The 20,605-nt window shown below is 67.2% G+C and carries 19 protein-coding genes; 9 read left to right on the top strand and 10 right to left on the bottom strand.

Features of this window, described 5'->3' with window-relative positions; all coding sequences use genetic code 11:
- Nucleotides 1-6 precede the first annotated feature (6 nt).
- Both H2052_RS05725 and H2052_RS05720 read left to right on the top strand, forming a co-directional pair.
- Entirely contained in the window at nt 7-612 is a 606-nt protein-coding gene (locus tag H2052_RS05725; protein WP_293779037.1) for a hypothetical protein, read from the top strand.
- Between the two features lie 166 nt (nt 613-778).
- Complete coding sequence (locus H2052_RS05720; RefSeq protein ID WP_293779035.1) at nt 779-1,219, top strand: hypothetical protein; 441 nt, start codon at nt 779-781, stop codon at nt 1,217-1,219.
- Between the two features lie 186 nt (nt 1,220-1,405).
- On the opposite strand, the gene H2052_RS05715 is transcribed toward H2052_RS05720, so the two are convergent.
- The gene (locus H2052_RS05715; RefSeq protein ID WP_293779033.1) at nt 1,406-2,041 is read right to left on the bottom strand and encodes a glutathione S-transferase family protein; all 636 of its coding nucleotides are present in this window, start codon (nt 2,039-2,041) and stop codon (nt 1,406-1,408) included.
- A gap of 205 nt (nt 2,042-2,246) precedes the next feature.
- Here H2052_RS05715 and H2052_RS05710 point away from each other — a divergent pair, with 205 nt between their 5' ends.
- Complete coding sequence (locus H2052_RS05710) at nt 2,247-2,807, top strand: N-acetyltransferase (protein WP_366484289.1); 561 nt, start codon at nt 2,247-2,249, stop codon at nt 2,805-2,807.
- Here H2052_RS05710 and H2052_RS05705 read toward each other — a convergent pair.
- From H2052_RS05705 to H2052_RS05690, 4 genes are read right to left on the bottom strand one after another with little or no spacing between them, the layout of a single operon-like run.
- The gene (locus H2052_RS05705; RefSeq protein ID WP_293779032.1) at nt 2,737-4,770 is read right to left on the bottom strand and encodes a hypothetical protein; all 2,034 of its coding nucleotides are present in this window, start codon (nt 4,768-4,770) and stop codon (nt 2,737-2,739) included. The two genes, H2052_RS05710 and H2052_RS05705, sit on opposite strands and share 71 nt — an antisense overlap.
- On the bottom strand, nt 4,767-7,295 hold the full coding sequence (locus H2052_RS05700; protein WP_293779030.1) for a DUF4159 domain-containing protein: 2,529 nt from the start codon (nt 7,293-7,295) through the stop codon (nt 4,767-4,769). Before H2052_RS05700 ends, H2052_RS05705 begins: the two co-directional genes overlap by 4 nt.
- Nucleotides 7,295-8,119 carry a DUF58 domain-containing protein gene (locus H2052_RS05695; RefSeq protein ID WP_293779028.1) on the bottom strand — a complete coding sequence of 275 codons (825 nt, stop codon included), beginning with the start codon at nt 8,117-8,119 and terminating at the stop codon, nt 7,295-7,297. Before H2052_RS05695 ends, H2052_RS05700 begins: the two co-directional genes overlap by 1 nt.
- Complete coding sequence (locus H2052_RS05690) at nt 8,116-9,108, bottom strand: MoxR family ATPase (RefSeq protein WP_293779026.1); 993 nt, start codon at nt 9,106-9,108, stop codon at nt 8,116-8,118. The genes H2052_RS05695 and H2052_RS05690 overlap by 4 nt, the downstream gene beginning before the upstream one ends.
- A gap of 65 nt (nt 9,109-9,173) precedes the next feature.
- Here H2052_RS05690 and H2052_RS05685 point away from each other — a divergent pair, with 65 nt between their 5' ends.
- The 3 genes from H2052_RS05685 to H2052_RS05675 are packed head-to-tail and all read left to right on the top strand — an operon-like array spanning nt 9,174 to nt 11,514.
- Nucleotides 9,174-9,728, top strand: a complete 555-nt coding sequence (locus H2052_RS05685; RefSeq protein ID WP_293779024.1) for a DUF1285 domain-containing protein — start codon at nt 9,174-9,176, stop codon at nt 9,726-9,728.
- Nucleotides 9,725-10,327, top strand: coding sequence for a CoA pyrophosphatase (locus H2052_RS05680; RefSeq protein WP_293779022.1), 603 nt, complete (start codon nt 9,725-9,727; stop codon nt 10,325-10,327). Before H2052_RS05685 ends, H2052_RS05680 begins: the two co-directional genes overlap by 4 nt.
- A complete protein-coding gene (locus H2052_RS05675; RefSeq protein ID WP_293779020.1) occupies nt 10,324-11,514 on the top strand; it encodes a CCA tRNA nucleotidyltransferase in 1,191 nt (396 codons plus the stop codon). The genes H2052_RS05680 and H2052_RS05675 overlap by 4 nt, the downstream gene beginning before the upstream one ends.
- Here H2052_RS05675 and H2052_RS05670 read toward each other — a convergent pair.
- From H2052_RS05670 to H2052_RS05660, 3 genes are all read right to left on the bottom strand, one after another.
- Nucleotides 11,455-13,281, bottom strand: coding sequence for an EAL domain-containing protein (locus H2052_RS05670; protein ID WP_293779018.1), 1,827 nt, complete (start codon nt 13,279-13,281; stop codon nt 11,455-11,457). The two genes, H2052_RS05675 and H2052_RS05670, sit on opposite strands and share 60 nt — an antisense overlap.
- 164 nt (nt 13,282-13,445) lie before the next feature.
- Nucleotides 13,446-15,731 (bottom strand): DNA topoisomerase IV subunit A, encoded by a 2,286-nt coding sequence (parC, locus tag H2052_RS05665; RefSeq protein WP_293779016.1) that lies wholly within the window; start codon nt 15,729-15,731, stop codon nt 13,446-13,448.
- Nucleotides 15,732-15,774: 43 nt separating this feature from the next.
- On the bottom strand, nt 15,775-16,707 hold the full coding sequence (locus H2052_RS05660) for a LysR substrate-binding domain-containing protein (RefSeq protein ID WP_293779014.1): 933 nt from the start codon (nt 16,705-16,707) through the stop codon (nt 15,775-15,777).
- Nucleotides 16,708-16,808: 101 nt separating this feature from the next.
- Here H2052_RS05660 and H2052_RS05655 point away from each other — a divergent pair, with 101 nt between their 5' ends.
- Nucleotides 16,809-16,967, top strand: a complete 159-nt coding sequence (locus H2052_RS05655) for a hypothetical protein (protein WP_293779012.1) — start codon at nt 16,809-16,811, stop codon at nt 16,965-16,967.
- Nucleotides 16,968-16,971: 4 nt separating this feature from the next.
- Here H2052_RS05655 and recO read toward each other — a convergent pair whose 3' ends face one another.
- On the bottom strand, nt 16,972-17,697 hold the full coding sequence (recO, locus tag H2052_RS05650; protein WP_293779010.1) for a DNA repair protein RecO: 726 nt from the start codon (nt 17,695-17,697) through the stop codon (nt 16,972-16,974).
- 58 nt (nt 17,698-17,755) lie between these two features.
- On the opposite strand from recO, the gene H2052_RS05645 reads away from it, so the two are divergent.
- Both H2052_RS05645 and H2052_RS05640 read left to right on the top strand, forming a co-directional pair.
- On the top strand, nt 17,756-18,577 hold the full coding sequence (locus H2052_RS05645; RefSeq protein ID WP_293779008.1) for an arylamine N-acetyltransferase: 822 nt from the start codon (nt 17,756-17,758) through the stop codon (nt 18,575-18,577).
- A gap of 74 nt (nt 18,578-18,651) precedes the next feature.
- Nucleotides 18,652-19,326: a hypothetical protein gene (locus H2052_RS05640; RefSeq protein WP_293779006.1), complete on the top strand. Its 675-nt coding sequence runs from the start codon at nt 18,652-18,654 to the stop codon at nt 19,324-19,326.
- A 45-nt stretch (nt 19,327-19,371) separates the two neighbouring features.
- On the opposite strand, the gene H2052_RS05635 is transcribed toward H2052_RS05640, so the two are convergent.
- Nucleotides 19,372-20,601 carry an alpha/beta hydrolase gene (locus H2052_RS05635; protein ID WP_293779004.1) on the bottom strand — a complete coding sequence of 410 codons (1,230 nt, stop codon included), beginning with the start codon at nt 20,599-20,601 and terminating at the stop codon, nt 19,372-19,374.
- Nucleotides 20,602-20,605 lie beyond the last annotated feature (4 nt).

Here is a 20,605-nt window from a genome sequence, read left to right as displayed (position 1 = left end):
AACGCCATGCAAGTTCCCGCCGGTGATGTGACCCCTGTCGACGTGCCACCGAGCGCGGGCGAGGTCGATCAGACGACCGCGACCGTTGCTCACGAGGCCGCGCACGACGAGCATCCGGTCATGCTCGGGCTCGATGCCGAGGGCTGGGTTTACGTCAGCATCACGATCTTCTTCCTCCTCGCGATCTTCGTGATGAAGGCGCCGAAGCTGATCGCGCAGGGCCTCGATGCCCGCATCGCGCTGGTGAAGGCACAGCTTGCCGAGGCGAAGACGCTGCGCGAGGAAGCCGAGAAGCTTCTCGCGGAAGCGAAAGCGCGTGAGGCGCAGGGCGAAAAGGATGCCGCGGCGATCATCGCGCACGCACGCCAGGAAGCCGAGCAGATCACCGCCGCCGCGCAGAAGAGCGCCGAGACGATGGTTGCGCGCCGCACCGCGATGGCCGAAGCCAAGATCGGTGCCGCCGAGCGCGCCGCCGAAGCCGAACTCCGCGCCCGCGCGGCGAACCTCGCCACCACCGCTGCAGCGCGCATCATCGCAGAAACGACCGACAAGGCGACGAAGACCAAGCTTACTGACGCCGCGATCAGCGAACTGGATCGGCGCCTCCACTAGAGCGCACCGTTCAGACTTAAGTTAAGAAAGGGCCAAAACGATTTATCGTTTTGGCCCTTTCTTGTTCTGGCTGTTTCTTACTCTATGTGCTTGTGCCAATAATAAAAGTGCGCAACTTGGGTGTCTTCGGATGATAAAGGGTGGTCGTATGGGGCTGAGGGCTCTCATGGCTTCTTTTGTGTTGTTATCTTTCGTCTTTCTACAGCAAAATATCGCCTATGCTGGCCTCGTACCAAAGCCGCGAACCTATCGTCCAACCGACATGTTTGGGAATGGGTATAAGGAATCGCTTCAAAAGGACGGAACTTGGAAAGTCTCTGCAATTACGCGTGGCCATGATGGTCGCGGTTTCTCTCAGGAGATGGCGCTTCTTCGTGCCGCTGAGCTCGTACTTGCATCCGGTAAAACCCATATACAGGTTCTGGATTTCACGGGGCAGGTCGGGACAGGAACCATGGTCTACGGGAAAGAGATTGTGCGGATTGTTGTGCGAGCCAGCGATGAGGCCGGCCCGCCGACGGATTGCAAACCCCGGAACAAGGACTTCTGCGTTACTCTGAATGCGGCAGATATCGTGTCCAAGATTCGGCCCACAGTGCATCCATAGGACGAGGCTGACCGCATGGCGTCCACACTTATAGAAGGTTCGAAAGGCTGGGGCTGCTATCTCGCTCCGGCCTTTTTGCATCGTGGCAGTTCAACCTAACCCGTCATCCCGGCGTAGGCCGGGATCCATGACCACGGTCGTACGGGTCCCGGCCTACGCCGGGATGACGGTGGGTGGCGAGAGCTCCTATCCGGCCGCGTAGCTCGGGCGATCCGTGACCTCCGCGTGCCAGCGCAGCGTGTTCGTGTGATCCTCGGGAACGCGCGCCTTGATCCAGCGGGCGAAATCGAGGGCGACCGTCGCGGTGATGTCGGCGATCGTGTAGCGGTCGCCCGCGATGTAGGGGCTTTCGCCGAGGCGGGTGTTCAACATCGCGAAGAAGCCGGGCAGCAGCAGCCGCCCGCGTTCGGCAAGATCGGGGATCTGCGCCGTGTCCGGTCCGCCGCCGGGCTGCGCGCGGTTCGCGAACACCGGCTGCGTGTTGCGGTAGACGGAAGCGATGGTCGCCAGCCCGTCGAATTCGATACGGCGCTGCCAGCATTCGATGACGGCGGCTTCCTTCGCGTCGCGGCCCATCAGGTTGGGCTCGGGGTGTAGCGTCTCGAAATAACGGCAGATGGCGATTGATTCGTCGATCACCGTGCCGTCGTCGAGCACCAGCGCTGGAATGAGGCCGCGCGGGTTGACCGCAAGATACTCAGGCGTGCGGTTCCCGCCCTCGGCGACGTTCACCTCCTCGATCTCGATGGGAATGCCCTTCTCGGCAAGGAAGATGGTAACGCGGCGCGGATTGGGCGCGCGGTTCATGCCGTAGAGCTTCATGGTCGATTCCCTTGTTTCGTAAACCTGATTGCACGAGGCCACGTTCTCGTCTATTCGCGCTAGCCGCAACAAGGAACAGGTTTCCAGCGCATGACATTCGAGGTTCGAGGACTACGACGAGGATAGACGCCGCTGGGAAAGCGGCGCGGATGGCGCATGGCCATTCTTCATCTTCCTGTCACTCGAATGCTTGAAAGTTCCGCACATGATGATCGTGCCCGCCAGCGCCCGGCACGGCGCTGCCATTGAAGCGCTTCTCGACGATGTTTTCGGCTCCGACCGGCATGGCCGCACCGCCTATCGCCTGCGCGAGGGCGCGCGCGCGGTGGATGGTCTCAGTTTTGTGGCGCTGAACGCGGATGGCAAGCTCGTCGGCTCGATCCAGCTTTGGCCGATCGAGCTCGCGACGGCGAACGGCGTGCAAGGCTTGACGCTGCTCGGCCCCGTTGCGGTCGCGAAGAGCCTGCAGGGCACGGGCATAGGCGCCGCACTCATGGAAACCGCGATCGCGGCCGCTGATGCGATGGGGCGGAGCGCGATCGTGCTGATCGGCGACCCGGAATATTACGGCCGCTTCGGCTTTTCGGCGGAGGCGACGGCGGACTGGACGGTGCCGGGTCCGGTGGAGCGGCACCGGCTGCTTGCGCGCGGGCTCGCGCTGAGCACGGCAGGCACGCTCCGCCCGGCAAAGGCGCTCAGCGCCGTTCGCGCCACCATGCCAGCACGAAAAGGCCCGCAGCGAGCAGAAGCGCCAGCGGCGGCATGAGCAGCGGCTTCTCGTCGACCGCGACGAGTGATCCGCTGCGGTTCTCGACGAGGCCGAGCCAGCCGGTGCCCGCAGCCGTGTCGCCCGGGCTCACACGGCGGACCTTGGGCACGCCGTCCCGCAGCCAGTGGCTGCCGCCACCCGAGGCTTTCACCGGCGCGGCAAGCGGGGTTTCGCGCGGACGCACCTCGGCGAACTCGGCGGTGTCGCCCGCGAGGACATAGCGGATGCGGTCTCCGGCAGCGACGCGGTAGAGCCCGTCCGTACCCACCGAAACGATTGCGCCGGTGATACCCTCGCCGCGCGGTTCGAGTGGAACGCCGCGATCGTTGTCGCCGGGGTCGGTGAGGATCGCGGCTTCGGGCGGGGTGAGGCCGCGTGCGGTGATATCGATGCGGCGCCCCTTCGCGGAAACGTCGAGGCGGTTTTCGTCGAGATCGGGCTCCTGCATCAGCCAGTGCGCGATGCGGCGCAGCAGCTCCGCGTGCGGCCCCGCGCCATCCACGCCGCGCGACCACCACCAGACATTCGTGGAGGCGATGAGCCCGACGCGCCCGCGCCCGACGCGGTCGAGCATGACGAGCGGCTTGTCTCCGGCGCCCGCCATCAGCACCTCCCCCGATGTTGGCGTCATGTCGCTCTGCGAACCCCAGCGGCCCCACGCATCGCCGCCCCAGATCTTCGGAAGTTCGGACGTGACGGGATGACGGCGGCCCGTGGGCGTCAGCAACGGGCGGAAGGGTACGGTGATGCCCGGGCCCGCGGTGCGCGCCGGAAGCACGGGCGCAAGTTCGGTCGCGGCCAGCCCGCCATCCGCCGCGAACTCCTCCCCGGTGACGACGAGCAGCCCGCCGCCCGCCTTCACGCGCGCGCCGAGATCCTGGAAATAGATCGGCGAGAGCAGTTCGGAGAGGCTGAAGCGGTCGAAGATGATGAGATCGAAATCGCCGAGATGCTGCTCGAACAGCTCCTCGACCGGGAAGGGGATCAAAGACATCTCGTCGGGCGGCGTCGTGTCGAAACTGGTCGGCAGGCGCAGGATCGTGAAATGCACCAGATCGATGTTGGAATCGCTCTTCAAAATATCCCGCCACACGCGCCCGCCGGGATACGGCACGCCCGAGACGAGCAGCACGCGCAGCCGATCCGTGACGCCGTTCAGCCGAACGAGCGCGCGGTTGTTGACGAGCGTCGCCTCGCCGCCGGCAAGCGGCGCGACCGACAGCGCCATCTCGATCGTGCCGCGCCGCGTGACGGGAACGGAGAGGCGCACCGGCTCGCCGGTCGCGACGGTGCGCTCGGTGGTGCGCCCGCCCGCGATCGATTCGGTGAGTGTCGCCGTGCCGCGCGGCGCGTTCGGGCCGTCGTCGATGCGGATGAGGACTTCGGCGGGCTGGCCGACGACGCTGTAGCTCGGCACGCGCTCGACGATGAGGCGGCGGTCGGGCGTATCGGGATCGCCCGCGATCAGGTGATGCAGCGGCACGTTCGCGGGGAGCAGGCGCGGGTCCGGCGCATCCGCCGAAATGCCGTCGCTGAGGACGACGACGCCCGCGAGGCGCCCGGAAGGCGCATCTGATGCGGCGCGCTCGATCGCGGCGGCGAGGCGCGTCGGTTCGCCGGGCGCCTGCGGCACGGTGACAACGCGCCATTCGACACCGGGTGCCTCTCGGCGAAGCGCGGCAAGCGCGGCGTCCGCCTCGCGCGTGCGGTCCGCGATGCCCATGCTTGCCGAACCGTCAACGACGGCGAGCGCGACATCGGGGCGCTCGGCGCGACGTTCCTGAAGCCAGATCGGGTTCGCGATCAGCAGGAGCAGGATCGCGGCGATCAGCGCGCGCGGCCAGAACAGGCGCGGCGCGCGCCACAGCACGAGCCCAAGCCCGGCGGCGAACAGCACGCCGATGATCGCGAGGCCCCACCACGGCACGAACGGCGCGAAGCTGATGACGCGCTCCGTCATCGCGGCTTTTCGCCCATGCGTTCAAGCAGCGCGCGCGTGTGGACCTGATCGGCCTTGTACGTGCCGGTGAGCGCATACATCACAAGATTGATGCCGAAGCGCAGCGCCTGCTCGCGCTGCTGCGGGCTGACGGCGCGGTCGCCCGACCAGAGCGAGGCCCAGTCGCCGCCGCCGATAACGACGCCGGAAACGCGGCCGTCCGCGCCCTCGCTGCCCGCCTCCGCCCACACCGCGCCCCCTGCGTGGCTGTGCAGAAGGTAGAAGCTGCGCGAGAGGACATGCTCGCTGCCAACCTCGCTGAGCGCGGGCAGCCCGAGCGGTTCGAGGAGATCCCGCGCGCCGCTGCCCGCGCCGAGCGGCCGTCCGAAATCGAAGAGCACGAGGCCGCCTGCGGCGATATAGGCACGCAGGCGGAGCGCGGTCGCGGGAGACATGCTGCGGACGTTCGCGGCGGGCCAGTAGAGCACCGGATAGGCGCCGAGCGGATCGCGCGCCGGATCGACCGCGGCGGGCTTGCCGGGAGAGACGGAAGTGCGGCGCGTGAGCGTCTGCCCGAGCGTTTCAAGGCCGCGCGCGATACCCGCGTCCGCTGCGGGGCTTCCCGTGCGCACATAGGCAAGCTGAAGATCGGCAGCTTCGGCGGGTTTCGGCGCAAGCATCAAGAGCACGGCGGCCGCAACCGGCGCGAGCGCCCCGCGCAGGCGAAGCGCAACGAGGATGTCGACAAGGGCGAGCAGCGCGGCGGCGAGGATCAGCCACGCACCGATATCAACCGGCGGCGCGGCTTCGGCGGCGGGGCGAAGGCCCTCTGTGCCGAGCGGTTCGAAGCTGAAGCGCGGGCCGAGCGCGCCCGCAAGGTTGATGACACGCCGCGCGTCGCCGCTGCGATAGAGGCCGGGCGGTGTCGCCGCGCTTGCCGTCGTGGCATCGAAGCGGTCGGCGGGGATCGTCACGGGCCGCGCCGGTTCCTGCCATTCGCCGCGCGCGCCGAGCATCCTCTCGAGCACCCAGGGTTTCGCGCCCGCGATGTCGACTGAGGCCGGGTTGGTGCCGAGCGGCAGCAGGCGGCGCAGCATCGCTTCGAACAGACCGCTGAGCGGCAGCGTGGACCATGACGGATCGGCGGCGGTGTGGACGAGAATGAGGAGCCCCGCGCCGCGCCGCGCTGCGCTCACCATCGGCGTGCCGTCCGCAAGCCATGCCCAGCGCATCGCTTCGCTGTCTGATGCCGCGAGAAGCTGACGCGAGACGCGCGCCTCCTCGGGGACGGCTAGTCCCGCGAGCGGCCCGGCGGCGTCGAAGCCGCCGATCGCCTGCGGGTGCTGCCACGAGAGCACGCCGCCGAGCGCGCGCGCGCCCGCACGCAGCGGCACGGGCGAAAGCGCGCTGCCGTTCTCTGCAATGCGCGGCCCGGCGAAGAGGATGGCGACGGCGCCTTTCTCCACGCGCCCCAGCAGCGGCTTCGCCTGCGCGGGTTCGGCGGCAACGTCGGTGAGCACGAAAAGCGTTGCGGGGTCTTCAGCGGCGGTGGCGAGCGCTCCGGTCACGACCTCGGCGTGCGGTTCGAGTGCGCGGCGCACGTAATAGCCGCCCGATTCGAGCGGCGGGGCATTCGAGGGGCCTTCGACGACGACGACGCGCGGGCGCGCTGCGCTGCCGTCTGCAAGATAGATCGCCTGCGCGCTCGTGCCGACGGTGAGGCGGCTTACGTCCGCGCGCTCGGCGGCGTCGAGATGCACGCGGAAGGTCGCGACATCACTCTCGAACGTCAGCGGCTCGCTCGAAAGAGTCTGGCCGCGTCGGCTGCGGAAAGCGAGCGCAGCCGATGGGAGACCGGAAGGCGCAATCACCTGTCCGCTCCAGCCATCGTTGGTGCGCCCGGCAACGCGGATCGCAGGCTCGGCGGGCGGGACGGCCAGACTCTCCCCGCCCGCAAGCGCGCGGCGAAGCGCAGGCGCGCCTGCATCTTCGATGCCGTCCGAAACCCAGAGGAACGCCGCGTCCTGCGGCAGCGCGGCGGCGCGGCGCGCGCGGTCGGCGGGCCAGGGCAGCGGCGAAAGCGCGGCGAGCTGCGCCTTCGCGGTCGGCGCATCGACCCAGTGCGTGTCTGGAGCCGGACCATCGAAGGCCGTGGGCAGGATGCTGAAGCGCGTCGTCGGCGGAAGCGCCTCGATACGATCGGAGGCCGCCGTGACGAGCCGGTCCCACTGGGAGGCGGCGGACCAGCCGTTGTCGATGACGATGGCGAGCCGCGCGGGCGGCGCGGTTGCGGGTGTCGGCTTCCAGACCGGCCCGGCGAGGCCGACGAGGAGCAGCGCGACGATGCCGATCCGCAGCAGCACCAGCCACCACGGCGGCTTCGCGGCGGGGGGCGGGGGGATTTCGGCGTCGCCGAGCAATACGATCGAGGGAAGACGGACGCGGCGCACGGCAGGCGGCAGGCGGCGGAGCAGCAGCCACAGGAACGGCAGCGCGAGCCCTGCGGCGAGCAGCCACGGCACGGCGAAGCTGAACGCGCCGCCCATCAGACGGCGCGCAGCCAGCCGGCGATGCGCGCCGCGTGCGCGGCAGCATCATCGCTTGTCACAGCGTCGACAAGCAGCCAGCCGGGGCGGTCGCAGGCGGCGGCAAGCCGGGCGCGGTGCGCGGCCCATGCGGCGGCGTAGGTTTCGCCGAGCGCTTCGGCGCGGCCCGCCTCGAAGGGGCGGTCGCCGGGCTCGACGGCATCGAAATGCACGCGGCCCGAGAAAGGAAAGGCGATCTCGGCGGGGTCGGCGACGGCGATGACGACGCCCTGCGCGCCGGCGGCGGCGGCGGGGGCGATCCAGTCGAGCGCCTGGCGCCCAAGGAAATCCCCCGCCGCGAGCACGATGTCGGCAGGGCCGGGGGCAGAAAGCCGGGGGGCATCGCCCGGCCCATGCGGCGCGAGCAAAGCGTCACCGCGCAAGGGGCGCGGGTCGGGCGGCGCGCAGCAGGTTTCGCCCGCCTCGTAAGCGGCAAGACCGAGCGCGGCGACGAGCGTGTCCGCGATCGTTTTCTTGCGCGGCAAGGCTTCATCGGATGCGTAGTCCATCGAGGCGCTCGCATCCGACCAGAGCCAGAGGCGCACGGGGTCTTCGCGTTCGCGTTCGCGCACGTAAAGCTCGTCGCTGCGGCCTGATCGGCGCCAGTCCACCTTGTCCGCTGCCTCGCCGGGGTTGAGCATCCGGTACTGCCAGAATTCCGCGCCCGGACCCGCGACCCGGCGCGGGTGCGCGCCCGCCTGCCGCGCTATGCGGGCGCGGGCACGCGTCAGGCGCAGCGGGCCGAGCATGGCCGCGATGCGTTCGGCGTCAAGCGGCGTGCTCACTCCAGACCGGATTCGATCGTCCGGATGAGATCGGCGACGGTGCGGCCCTCGCTCCGCGCGGCAAAGCCGAGCTGGACGCGGTGGCCGAGCGCGGGCTGGAGCAGCGCCGCGACGTCCTCCAGCAGCGGCACGGCGCGGCCCTGCAGGAAGGCGCGCGCACGCGCGGCCGTGATGAGCGCCTGTCCGCCGCGCGGCCCTGGGCCCCAGAGCAATCCGGGATTCTCGGGGCCGGGACGCAGGGTCCTGACGGCGCGGAGGATGGCATCGACCACGCCTTCGGGCACCGGCATGTGCGTCAGCAGCATCTGCGCCTCGATCAGGTCAGCGGCCTTGAGGACATGTTCGGGCACAGGGTCTTCCGCGCCCGTGGTGGCGACGAGAACCCTGCGCTCATCCGCAAGCGAGGGGAAATCGATGTCGATCTGCAGCAGGAAGCGGTCGAGCTGCGCTTCGGGCAGCGGGTATGTGCCTTCCTGCTCGATCGGATTCTGCGTGGCGAGCACGTGGAACGGGCGGGGCAGGGGCCGCGCGGCGCCCGCGACGCTCACCTGCCGCTCCTGCATCGCCTCCAGCAGCGCGGACTGGGTACGCGGGCTGGCGCGGTTGATCTCGTCCGCCATCAGAAGCTGCGTGAACACGGGGCCTTCGATGAACCGGAAGGCGCGGTCACCCTCGCGCGACTGTTCCAGCACTTCAGCGCCGAGAATGTCCGACGGCACGAGATCGGGCGTGAACTGGATGCGGCGCGTATCGAGGCCCAGAACCGTGCCGAGCGTCTTCACGAGGCGCGTCTTGGCGAGGCCGGGAAGGCCGACAACGAGCGCGTGACCGCCCGCGAGCAGGGCGATGAGCGCCAGATCGATGACGCGCTCCTGCCCGATGATGGTGCGCGCAATCTCTGTGCGGGCGTCGGCGAAAGCAGCGGCAAGCGCATCGAAGCGCGCTTCGGCCTGCTTGACGTCGAGGGGGGGCTTGGGTTCGGTGTTCACGGCACTCTAATACGTCGGGGGATCAGGGTTACAATCATCGCTGCGCGCGATAAGGGTGGCAAGCCATGATCGACACACGTCCTACCCTCGACAGACCGGCGTCGCTCGCCGAGATTGCGCAGGCAGCGGCGGCGCTGAAGCTGCCGCCCGTGGAAAGCTGGCATCCGGAGCGCACCGGCGACAGCGAAATGCGGATCGCGCGGGATGGAACCTGGTTCCATCAGGACGCGCCGATCCCGCGCCCGGAGATGGTGCGGCTGTTCTCCACGATCCTGCGCCGCGAGGCCGATGGCCGGCATGTGCTCGTAACGCCCGCCGAAAAGCTCGACATCGCGGTGGAGGATGCGGCGTTCATCGCCGTCGCCGTGGCGAGCGAGGGCGAAGGCGAGGCGCGCCGCCTCGGTTTCACGCTTAATACCGGCGATCCGGTGGTTGCGGGGGCGGAGCATGGCATTTCGCTGCGGGACGGGGCGCCATACCTCCACGTGCGCGGCGGGCTGGAGGCGCGGATCGCGCGGCCGGTCTATTATGAACTCGCCGAGATCGCGATCGCCGAGGGTGGCGATCCGCCCGGCGTGTGGAGCGAAGGCGTTTACTTCGCGCTGATGGATGCCGCATGAGCAGCGATCTCGACTGGATACGCGCGCGCCTGCGCCGCTACGAACGCATCCCCGGCCATCTGCCGCAGTTCGGCGATGACATCGACAATTTCGACACCGATCTCCTCGGCGCGCTGACCCCTGCCGCCGTGCTGGTGCCGGTGATCGCGAGGGCCGAGCCGACGCTGCTGTTCACCAAGCGCAACGCCAACATGCGGCGCCACGCCGGGCAGGTCGCGTTTCCGGGCGGTCGGCTCGACCCCGGCGAGGACGCGGTGCGCGCGGCACTGCGCGAGGCTGAGGAAGAGACGGCGCTGCCTCCGGTGCATGTCGAGGTCGTCGCCCCGATCGACGACTATGCGACGGGAACGGGTTTCCGCGTGACGCCGGTGGTCGGCATCATCCCGCCGGACCTCGCGCTCACGCCGCACGAGGCGGAGGTCGAGAGCCTGTTCGAAGTGCCGCTCGCCTATGTGCTCGACGCGTCCAAGCACGAACGTCGCACGGGCGAGTGGAAGGGTCGCGAGCGCACCTTCTACGTGATCCCGTGGCGCGACGGCGACATCTGGGGCGCGACGGCGGGCATGGTCGTGAACCTCGCGCGGATCCTGACGCAATGAAGCTCCCGCCGCAGGCATGGGCGGAAACGCCGGGCGGCAGCACGGTGCTGCGCGCGCTCGACGCCGAAAGCGGTACGACGCGGCTGGTCGGCGGCGCGGTGCGCGATGCGCTGCTTGCCCTGCCGGTGACGGACGTCGATCTCGCGACCGCGCTCTCACCCCAGGAAGTGACGCAGCGGCTGGAGGCAGCGGGCGTGCAGGTGGTGCCGACCGGCATCGCACACGGCACGGTGACAGCCGTAACCCCCGACCTCATCATGGAGGTCACGACACTGCGCCGCGACGTTTCCACCGACGGGCGCCGCGCGACCGTAAAGTATACAGCTGACTGGCGCGAGGACGCGGCCCGGCGCGATTTCACGATCAACGCGCTCTATGCCCGGCTCCCCTCGGGCGAGATCGACGACTGGTTCGGCGGACTAGTTGATCTACATGCGGGCCGTGTCCGCTTCATCGGGGAGCCGCTCCAGCGCATCGCCGAGGATCACCTGCGCATCCTGCGCTTCTTCCGCTTCCACAGCCGCTTCGGCCGCGGGGAGCCGGACGCGGAGGGGCTTGCGGCGTGCGCGGCGCGCGCGAACGATCTGATGGCACTGTCGCGCGAGCGCATCCGCGACGAACTGTTCCGCATCCTCGTGCTGCCGCGCGCGGCGGAGACGATCGGGCTGATGCTGTCACTCGGCGTTCTGAAGCCGGTGCTGCCGGAAATCGCGGCGGAGCGGGTTGCGAACCTTGCGGCACTCGCGGCGCGCGAGGCCGCGTGGGGCGCCGAGCCCGACCCGGTCCGGCGCTTTGCCGCGCTGCTGCCGCAGCGTGCAGGGCTGGGCACGGCGTTCGGTGCGCGGCTCAGACTCTCCCGGCGCGATACCGTGCGGCTCGATGCGCTTGGCCTCCCCGACCCGGCGCTGCCCGATGATCCTTGCACAGCGGCCTATTTCAGCGGCGCGGAGACGGCGCGGGACCGCCTACTGCTGCTGGGCGACGAAGGCCATGCCGCGTGGGCCGCGCTCGAAGGCTGGGAGCGTCCCGCAATGCCGATTACCGGCAAGGATATCATCGCGCGCGGGATTGCGCCCGGCCCGGAGGTGAGCCACCGCCTGCAACGCTTCGAACGTGACTGGGTGGCTTCAGGGTGTCCGCACGACGCTGTGCACGTCGCTGCGCTGCTCGATGCTGTGTTGGCGTGAGGGGCAGCAGGCGCCCTTGTCGATGAACTTTTCGGCTTCCTGCGCAGCCATCGGCCGCGCGAAGAAATAGCCCTGCGCCGTATCGCAGCCGAGCGCGCGCAGCCGCTCCGCCTGGCTCTGTTCCTCGACGCCTTCGGCAACCGTCGTCATGCCGAGGTTGCGCGCGAGCGCGATGATCGTGGTGACGATCTTGTGGCTGTCGTCTGAGTTCAGCATCCCGGCGACGAACGACTGGTCGATCTTGAGCACGTCGATGGGCAGCTGCTGAAGGTAGCTGAGTGACGAATAGCCGGTTCCAAAATCGTCCATCGCAATGCTGAGATCGAGCTGCTTCAGCTTGGTGAAGATCTGCCGCGCCAGCTCCGGGTTCTCGACGATGGCGCTTTCGGTGAGCTCGACCTTGAGCGCGCGGCCTGGGATGCCCGACGCGGTGAGCGCGGCTTCGACCGCGCTGACGATATCATCCTGCGCGAGCTGCAGTCCGGAGACGTTGACGCCGACGGTGAGATCGGCTGCGCCGGGGCAGCGCCTGCGCCAGTCGGCAATCTGGTTGCAGGCGGTTTCGATCGCCCAGCGGCCGAGCGGGACGATCAGCCCCGAATCTTCGGCGATGGGTATGAAGTCGGAGGGCGAAATGATACCGCGCTCGGGATGATTCCAGCGTGCGAGCGCCTCGAAGCCGACGAGGCGACCTTCGGCGAGGCTCACGTAGGGTTGGAAGGCGAGTTCGAGTTCTTGCCGCTCAATCGCCTTCCGGAGATCGGCTTCCATGCGGAACATGTCGCGCGCGACGCTGTGCGCGCTCGACTGGTAGATGGCGATGCCGCCGCGTCCGCGCGACTTCGCGGTATGCAGTGCGAAATCGGCGTCGCGGATCAGGTCTTCGGAATAGCGGCGTGACGAGAAGGTGGTGGCGATGCCGATGCTCGCGGAAACGAAACACTCGCCGCCGGTGATGACGAACGGCGACTTGAGCGTGCTCTGGATACGTTCCACGACACGGATCGTGTCTTCGGGCGCATCGATGTTTTTCACCAGCACGGCGAATTCGTCGCCCGAGAGGCGCGCGAGGCAATCGTTGGCGCGTATGCAGGGGAGGAGGCGGCGCGCCATCGCTGCGAGCAGTTCGTCCCCGACGATGTGGCCGAGGTTTTCATTCACGCGCTTGAAGCGGTCGATGTTGATGATCGCCACCGCGAGGTGCGACTTCATGCGGCTTTCGAGCGCTTCTTCAAGCTGTTCGATGAACAGCACGCGGTTGGGAAGGCCAGTGAGCGCATCGTTCAGCATCGTCTGCTTGAGGTTGCGCTCGGCCTGAATCTCGGGCGTGCGGTCGCGCACGGCAATGACGACGCGGGCCGGGGCATCGCCCGACGGTGTCAACGGTGAGATGTGCGCGGACAGGTGGCGCTGGCGCGGGCTTTCGGAAACCGTCCAGTCGATCTCGCGCTTGGCACCGCGCGGGTCTTGTAGCAGCGATTCCACGGCGACGCCGATGCGCGGGTTCTCGTTCAGAAGGCGGATGCGCGGCAGGCCGAGCCCGATCACTTGATTGTGCGGATAGCGCGCCCAGCTTTCGAACGTAGCATTGGAGGACAGGCAAACGGGAATGCCATCGCGGCCGGCCTGGAAGATGAGCACGCCAACGGGGAGCGTATCGATGACACCCTGAAGCATCGCTTCCGCTGCGGCCGCGGCGGCGGGTTCAATACCGCCGTTACGATCTGCCGCCGAACCAGCCGCTCCGATAGCGTGTTTCGACTGCATCATTCCCTTCACTTGCGACTCTGCCGGCTGATTCTCCGGCCTCAGATCACGCGAAGGCCGACACCGGTTTTGAAGGGAATGGCACGCATGAAATTAAGGAGCCGTAAAGCGCAGTTATGCTTTCGAAATAAAGTTAACTTTCGAAGCGGAAGCCCGCGGCGGTCTCAGTCGAACCGATTGTTGCGCGGGAAGCCCATCGGCGGGAGGCGGCCGACCTGTGCGCGTGCGCCGAGCCAGTTGGCAAGGTCGGTCTCGGTGCGGGTGCGGCCTTCCTTGCCGCCCATCGTCCATGACAGCCCGTCCGCGAGGCGGAAGGGCAGGACGTCCGAGAGGCCGCCATCGCGGTATTTCTGAAGCGCGACGCCCTGACCGCGCACCATCACCGGGATTTCCGCGATCGGCACGATCAGCAGCTTCCGGTTCTCGCCGATGAGCGCGAGATGATCGTCCGCCGCTTCGATGGCGCGGACGCTGTGCAGCCGCACCCCCTTCTTGAACGTCATCACTTGGCGGCCCTTGCGGGTTTCCCCGAGAAGGTCTTCGTTCGCGGCGATGAAGCCGCGCCCGTCGTTTGCCGCGAGCAACACGCGCATTTCGGACCGGGCCGCGAGGACGGCGGTGATTGCGGCATCACCCTCGATATCGACAAGCAGCCGGAGCGGCTCGCCGAAGCCGCGCCCGCCGGGGAGCTTGTCGGCCCCTACGGTGTAGAAACGACCATTGTCGGCAGCGATGAGTATCTTGTCCGTCGTCTGCGCGTGGAAGGCGAAGGCCGGGCCGTCGCCTTCTTTGAACTTGAACGCCTCGGGATCGCTGAGGTCTAGGTGGCCCTTCATGGCGCGCGCCCAGCCCTTCGCCGAGACGACGACGGTGATCGGCTCCTTCTCGATCATGGCTTCCAAGGGAATCTCGCGCGTCGCCGAGGCTTCCTCGATCCGCGTGCGACGGGCGCCGAGCACGGTTTCGAAGCCGTAGCGTGCGCGGAGCACGGCGAGGTCGCGCTTCAGGCGCGTACGCTGCCGCGCTGGGCTATCGATCAGCGCGACGAGACCTTCGCGTTCCTTCGCGAGGTCATCGCGTTCCTTGCGGATTTCCATCTCTTCAAGGCGACGAAGGCTGCGGAGGCGCATGTTGAGGATGGCTTCGGCCTGCCGGTCGGTGAGCTGGAACTCTTCCATCATCACGGCCTTAGGCTCATCCTCGGTGCGGATGATCTCGATGACGCGGTCGAGATTGAGATAGGCGATCAGATAGCCGCCGAGCAGCTCCAGCCGGTCGTCGATTTTCGCCAGCCGGTGGCGGGAACGGCGCAGGAGCACGCCGATCTGGTGGGTGAGCCACTGCGTGAGCACGTCTTTCAGGCTCATCACGCGCGGCGTGCGCTCGGCATCGAGGACATTAAGGTTGAGCGAGAAGCGCGTTTCGAGCTCCGTGAGCCGGTAGAGGCTTTCCACCAGCACCTCGGGCTCGACGTTGCGGCTCTTCGGCACGATGACGATGCGGATCGCCTCGTCGCTCTCGTCGCGCACGTCTTCGAGGATGGGGAGCTTCCTGTCGGCGATGAGCTGCGCGATCTGCTCGATCAGCTTGCCCTTTTGCACGCCGTAGGGGATTTCGGTGACGACGAGCTGCCATGTGCCGCCGGAGAGCTTTTCCGGCTCGACCGTCCATTTTCCCGTCGCCGGGTCTTCACGGCCGGCGAAGCGAGCACGCACGCGGAAGCTGCCGCGACCGGTAGCGTAAGCCTCTCGGATGCTCGCAGGCCCATCGACGATGAGCGCGCCGGTCGGGAAATCCGGGCCTTTCACATGTTCAAGAAGACGGTCCAGCCCGGCGTCAGGCTGATCGATCAGGAGCACGGCGGCGTCGATGAGTTCGGCGGCGTTGTGTGGCGGGATCGAGGTCGCCATGCCGACGGCGATGCCGCTGGCGCCGTTGGCGAGCAGGTTCGGGAACAGGCCGGGCATCACCTCCGGCTCTTCGTCTTCGCCATTGTATGTCGGGCGGAAGTCGGTCGCGTCCTCGTCGAGGCCAGCCATCAGATCGATGGCGACCTGCGTCAGTCGCGCCTCGGTGTAGCGGTAGGCGGCGGCGTTATCGCCGTCGATGTTACCGAAGTTGCCCTGGCCGTCGACGAGCGGGTAGCGCAGGGAGAAACTTTGCGCGAGGCGGACCATGGCGTCGTAGACTGCAACGTCTCCGTGCGGATGGTATTTACCGATAACGTCGCCGACGACGCGCGCGCACTTCTTGTACCCTTGGCCTGGATCGAGCTTCAGGAGCCGCATCGCCCACAGGAGCCGGCGGTGGACCGGCTTCAGCCCATCGCGCACATCAGGCAACGAGCGCGCGGTAATCGTGGAGAGCGCATAAACCAGATAGCGATCCGCGAGCGCGTCGCCGAACGGGGCTTCGATGATGTTCGATTCAGGGTCGAGAAGTTCGGTCATGGGAGGGCGATAGCAGGCCGAACGAAGCGATGCGAGCCTTCCGTCAGGCGCGTCTGGCGGGATACTCATAGTTGCCGAACGGGTCGCTTGCCGCCTCGCGTGCAGCCTCCGCGAGAAGCCATTCCCGGAACGCCTTCACCTTGGGCCGTGTGCCTGTGTGCTCGGGATAGACAAGCCAGTAGCTGCGGTGATCAAACACGGTATCCCCGAATACGGGGACGAGCCGCCCAGCGGCGATATCGTGGGTCCAGAACAGTGGATTGAGCAGGCCAATGCCGTGCCCCGCCGTGATCGCCTGCATCTCCATGATCTGGGAATCGAGCCGAAGGCCGGGCGCGGGGCGATCCTCAATATGCGCGGCGTCGAAACAGGCGCGCCAGACCGACCACCATTCGTCGCCCGCGCTGATGCGCGGCAGGCGAAGTACGTCGTCGACGCTCTGGATGGGCGGGTGCGCGGCGAGGAAAGCGGGGCTCGCAAAGGCGCGGACGGCGTCACGCATGACGAAATGCGACGTGAGCCCTGGCCAATCGCCATGCCCGAGGCGCAATGCGACGTCGACATCCTCGCGCGCGAAATCGACGAGATGGTTCTGGCTCTGCAGACGCACGGCCAGCGACGGCCGCGTCACCTGAAACGCACCGAGACGGGGCGCGAGCCAGTTTGCCGCCAGGGAGACGGTGCAGGAGATGGTGAGCACGCTTTCCGTTTCCTGCCGCACGGCGCGGAATGCCTCCTCCATCGTGTCGAAGGCGCCCGACAGCAAAGGCGCGATGCGTGCGCCGATATCGGTGAGCTTCACGCCGCCGCCGGTTCGGAAGAAGAGCTTATGGCCAACGCGCTCCTCGAGCAGACGCACCTGATAGCTGACGGCTGCCTGCGTCATGCCGAGCTCTTGAGCCGCACGAGTGAAATGGCCTTGACGTGCCGCAGCCTCGAAGGCGCGGATGGCGGCAAGAGGTGGTAGGCGGCGCATAAGTCTAACATAAGTCTGGCTTATGATTGGCGTCCATCGTTTTGTTGGTTTCGCAGGCGGCGCACAGGCATGTTCCACGCATTGAAACACGGAGAATTGCAATGCGTGATGAGTTCGAAATGCGGCTGATGACCGAACACCGCTCCGCCTTTTACGGCTTTGTGGAAGGCATTGTCGTTTCGTTGGTCGGGGTGATGTGTCAGTTGCGCGCCATCCAGTGGCGCGCGCCTTGGCGTGCGGAACAGCCGCGCTGCCGCTGACGCCCTACCGCTTCAGCCGTGCCTCGATCCGGTCGCGTGCAGCGGTGAGGGTCGTTGCGCGGCGGCCGTGGAGGAGGTCGCGCTCGATGAAATGGCGGGCGATACGCAGGGCTTCGGCGACATCCTCCGCGCTTGCCGTGCCACCGTTCGCGACAAACGCGGGCAGGCGGAACAGACGGTCCGCATAAGCCGCGCCCGCGCCTGCGCTCACCGCGCGGCCGGTCTTGGGGGAAACGAAAGCGAGGCCCGTTGTCTGGCCCGTCGCGGCGCAGGTGGAAAGATCGAGCCCGAAGCCAAGTTCTGCAAGCAGGAGCAGCTCGAACCGCGCGAGCGCGGCAAGTGTGACGAGAGGGTCGTCCTGCAACTCGGCGAGGTCGAGCACCGATTCGAACGTTTCGTGGATGCGCGGGTAGGGGTGGCCCTCGGGGAGCAGCGTCGCGGCGAGGCCCGCGAGCCACTCGACGAGCGCGAGCGCCAGCGGATCGAAGGCGAGCGCGGCGCGCGAACGCACGATCTCCACTGCGGCGCGCGCCAGCTGCGTGTCGCTGCGGCCGTCGACGCGCACGCGCACGCGCGTGCCGGGCGCGAGCGCCGGGCGCAGGCGCTGCGAGCGTCCGCCCGGCACATAAGCGGCGACGAGCCCGGACTCCGCCGTGAGGAAACGCACGACCGCGCCGTTCTCGCCGTGAGCAATGGCAGAGCAGACGAGAGCTTCGGCATCAAGGTGCATTGGCGGATCATCGCCGAGGCGCTAGAGGCGCGTCAAACGATATACGGGGGCGTGAATCGTGCTGACCGAACTGACACCCGCGCAGATGGACCGTTACTGCTCGCGTATCGGCGTGCCACGCGACGGCGCCCCCGATCTCGAACGCCTTGCCGCGTTCCAGCGGGGGCACGTGCGCGCCTTTACATGGGAAGTGCTCGACGCCTTCATGGGCTGGCCGAACGCGATCGACCCGGCGGCAGCGTTCGACAAGATGATCGGCGGTACGCGCGGCGGCTGGTGTTACGAGATGAACGGACTTCTGGGCGCCGCGCTCTCCGCGGCAGGGTTTCAGGTAACGCGTCTGTGCGGCGGTGTGCGCCGCGCCGAACTCGGTGACGCGGTTGTGGGAAACCACCTGACGCTGCGCGTGGACCTCGAACAGCCGTGGCTGGTGGATGGCGGCCTTGGCGATGCGCCCGCGCGGCCGATCCCGCTCGCGATCGGCGACCATAGCCACGAGTTCCACGATTTCGGCATCGAAGCGGCGGACGCGGACTGGCTGCGCTTCCGCAACCAGCGTTTCGGCGCGGCACCGAGCTTCGACTTCAAGGCGGACTACGCCGACGAGCCCCAGCTTGCGGCGCAGCAGGCCTGGCTAATGACGGAAGCAGGCTCGCCGTTCAGAGGCAACCTCGTGGTCATGCGCCACTTCGACGGGCGCATCGAATCGATCGTCAACCGCACGCGGCGCACGCTGACGGCAGGCGGCATGACGACCAACGCGATGACGAGCGCGGATGACCTCGCCGCAGCGTTCAGCGGCGTGTTCGGGCTGGACGTGCCGGACGTCGCAGCGGTGTGGGCGAAGGTCGAGACGTTGCCGAAGGGGGAGTTCGACTAGCGCGCGAACGGTTTACGCAGGCAAGCGTGTCGTCCTAGACATGGCCGGTCTGCGGAAAGGTGTGGAGCGCGCACGTGGATTTTCTGAAGCTGATCCGGTCGTTCGGCGATCTGCTCTTCGAAGTCCTGACGTGGCTCATCTATTTTCCGCGCACCTTGTGGCTGGTGCTGCGGCACCCGTTGAAGATGATCACCTATTCGGACCACGAGCAGACCGACGCCGAGGACGAACAATATACCGATACGCTGAGCCCGCCGCTGTTGCTGCTGCTGACGCTGCTTTTGCTGCACGGGCTTGAACTCGCGTTCGGCACGCTGCCGCAGATTCCGGCGAAGAACGAAGAGGTGCGGACCTTCTTTGCTTCGGACGAACATTTCGTGATGCTGCGGGCGTTCCTGTTCGGCCTGCTGCCGCTATTCGCCGCGCTTCGGTACGTGCGCGCACGCGGACTGCCGCTGGAACGCAAGAACCTGCGACCGGCGTTTTACGGGCAATGCTATCTCGCGGCCATTTATGCGTTCATGCTGTGGCTGGTGACGAGCTACGACATTGTGGGCATGCGGGCGGGCGCGGAGCCTATCCTCTTCGCGGCGTCGACGCTCTGGTACTGGACGGTGCAGACAATGCAATTCCGCCGCGCGCTGACGATCTCATGGCCGAGGGCGATCGCCAATACGCTCTGGGTGTATTTCGAGGCGGCGTTCTACCTGGTCGTTGTCGCGCTCATTCTTTCGGGCGGGGGTGCGTGAGCGGGGCAAGGATCGGGGCCTTGCCGCGCTTCGCGTCCTCACTGGTCAACGCTTCTTCGGCTTCAGGCCTGCGACAAGCTTCCCGAATTCCCGTGCAGTTTCGCCGGCGGCACGGTCCGCTTCCGTAGTGACGGCGGTTTGCTGGAGGAAGCCGTGCGGAAGCGCTGAATATTCTAGATAGACCGTGTGGATGCCTGCCTGTTTCAAGGCGTCCGCGTACGCACGGTCAGAATCCCTCAGCGGATCGAAACCGGCCGCCGCAACGAGGGTTGGCGGCATAATCGCGAAATTATCGGCTAGAAGCGGCGAAATTTCCGGTTGCGTCAGGTCCATGCCTGGAAACACGCGCTGGTGTACGTAGTTCGTGAAAGGTTCATCGAGACCGAAGCCGTTCCAGAACAAGCGCGCGGAGGCGTAATGCGTGCGCATGACGGACACGCTGCGGTTGTCCACGGCTGCGTAGTAGAGCAGCTGACACGCAGGCTTCGGTTTTCCGGCCTTTAACGCCCGTGCGGTGACCACAACCGACATGTTGCCCCCCGCGCTGTCGCCGCCGACGCAAATACGGGCGGCGTCGCCGTTCAGCCGGGCCACGTTGTCCAGCGCCCAGTAATAGGCGTCTTCGGCGTCGTTCCACGACGCGGGGTAGGGGTTTTCCGGCGCGAGGCGATAATCGGTCGAAATAATCATGACCTTGGCTTCGTCCGCCAGCCGCCGCATGGCGCGATCGACCGCTTCGAGATTTCCAAACAGCCAACCGCCGCCGTGGTAGTAGACCAGAACCGGCAGCGGTCCCGGGGCTTTCGGTCGGTAAATGCGGACCGGGATGGGTTTGCCATCTCTCGCGGTGACGGTTTCGTCTGTCGTCGATGCGAGGTCAGGCCCCGGTTTGGTGCGACGGATCCACCGCTGGTTTGCATCGTCCCGGGTTTCGAGCGCGCTTTGTGGCTCATCGAACGGGTCTGGCTCAGGTTCTTGGGGCTGCGCTTTCGCCTCCTCAGCCTCCTTTGCCGCCGCTTCCCGAGCCTCGTGGAAAAGATACTGCATGCGAAGGTCGAGCGTCTGACCGTCAAGCACAATGCGCTTACCGCCCACCTGCTCGAGAACCCAGCTGTCTGGCTTGGCGGCGAGGTCGGCGATCTCTTGGTCCTCAGTATCGAGCGCGCTCGTCGTGCCGCGCGTTGGAGCGGGTGCGTCTATTGGTTTTTCCTGTTCGCACGCAGAAACTGCGAGGGCGAATGCCGAAATGGTGCATAGATGTTTGCGGAGCAACATGACC

Source organism: Sphingosinicella sp. (assembly GCF_013911755.1).
Lineage (GTDB): Bacteria > Pseudomonadota > Alphaproteobacteria > Sphingomonadales > Sphingomonadaceae > Sphingosinicella.
This window is presented reverse-complemented; position numbering and strand designations above follow the sequence as displayed.

What these genes read in the sequence shown, in the direction of transcription:
- H2052_RS05720 (WP_293779035.1), top strand. Translation starts at nt 779, where the DNA reads ATGGCTTCTTTTGTGTTGTTATCTTTCGTCTTTCTACAGCAAAATATC.
- H2052_RS05635 (WP_293779004.1), bottom strand. Translation starts at nt 20,601, where the DNA reads ATGTTGCTCCGCAAACATCTATGCACCATTTCGGCATTCGCCCTCGCA.
- parC (WP_293779016.1), bottom strand. Translation starts at nt 15,731, where the DNA reads ATGACCGAACTTCTCGACCCTGAATCGAACATCATCGAAGCCCCGTTC.
- H2052_RS05655 (WP_293779012.1), top strand. Translation starts at nt 16,809, where the DNA reads ATGCGTGATGAGTTCGAAATGCGGCTGATGACCGAACACCGCTCCGCC.
- H2052_RS05660 (WP_293779014.1), bottom strand. Translation starts at nt 16,707, where the DNA reads ATGCGCCGCCTACCACCTCTTGCCGCCATCCGCGCCTTCGAGGCTGCG.
- H2052_RS05725 (WP_293779037.1), top strand. Translation starts at nt 7, where the DNA reads ATGCAAGTTCCCGCCGGTGATGTGACCCCTGTCGACGTGCCACCGAGC.
- H2052_RS05715 (WP_293779033.1), bottom strand. Translation starts at nt 2,041, where the DNA reads ATGAAGCTCTACGGCATGAACCGCGCGCCCAATCCGCGCCGCGTTACC.
- H2052_RS05680 (WP_293779022.1), top strand. Translation starts at nt 9,725, where the DNA reads ATGAGCAGCGATCTCGACTGGATACGCGCGCGCCTGCGCCGCTACGAA.
- H2052_RS05670 (WP_293779018.1), bottom strand. Translation starts at nt 13,281, where the DNA reads ATGCAGTCGAAACACGCTATCGGAGCGGCTGGTTCGGCGGCAGATCGT.
- H2052_RS05705 (WP_293779032.1), bottom strand. Translation starts at nt 4,770, where the DNA reads ATGACGGAGCGCGTCATCAGCTTCGCGCCGTTCGTGCCGTGGTGGGGC.
- H2052_RS05685 (WP_293779024.1), top strand. Translation starts at nt 9,174, where the DNA reads ATGATCGACACACGTCCTACCCTCGACAGACCGGCGTCGCTCGCCGAG.
- H2052_RS05710 (WP_366484289.1), top strand. Translation starts at nt 2,247, where the DNA reads ATGATGATCGTGCCCGCCAGCGCCCGGCACGGCGCTGCCATTGAAGCG.
- recO (WP_293779010.1), bottom strand. Translation starts at nt 17,697, where the DNA reads ATGCACCTTGATGCCGAAGCTCTCGTCTGCTCTGCCATTGCTCACGGC.
- H2052_RS05700 (WP_293779030.1), bottom strand. Translation starts at nt 7,295, where the DNA reads ATGGGCGGCGCGTTCAGCTTCGCCGTGCCGTGGCTGCTCGCCGCAGGG.
- H2052_RS05675 (WP_293779020.1), top strand. Translation starts at nt 10,324, where the DNA reads ATGAAGCTCCCGCCGCAGGCATGGGCGGAAACGCCGGGCGGCAGCACG.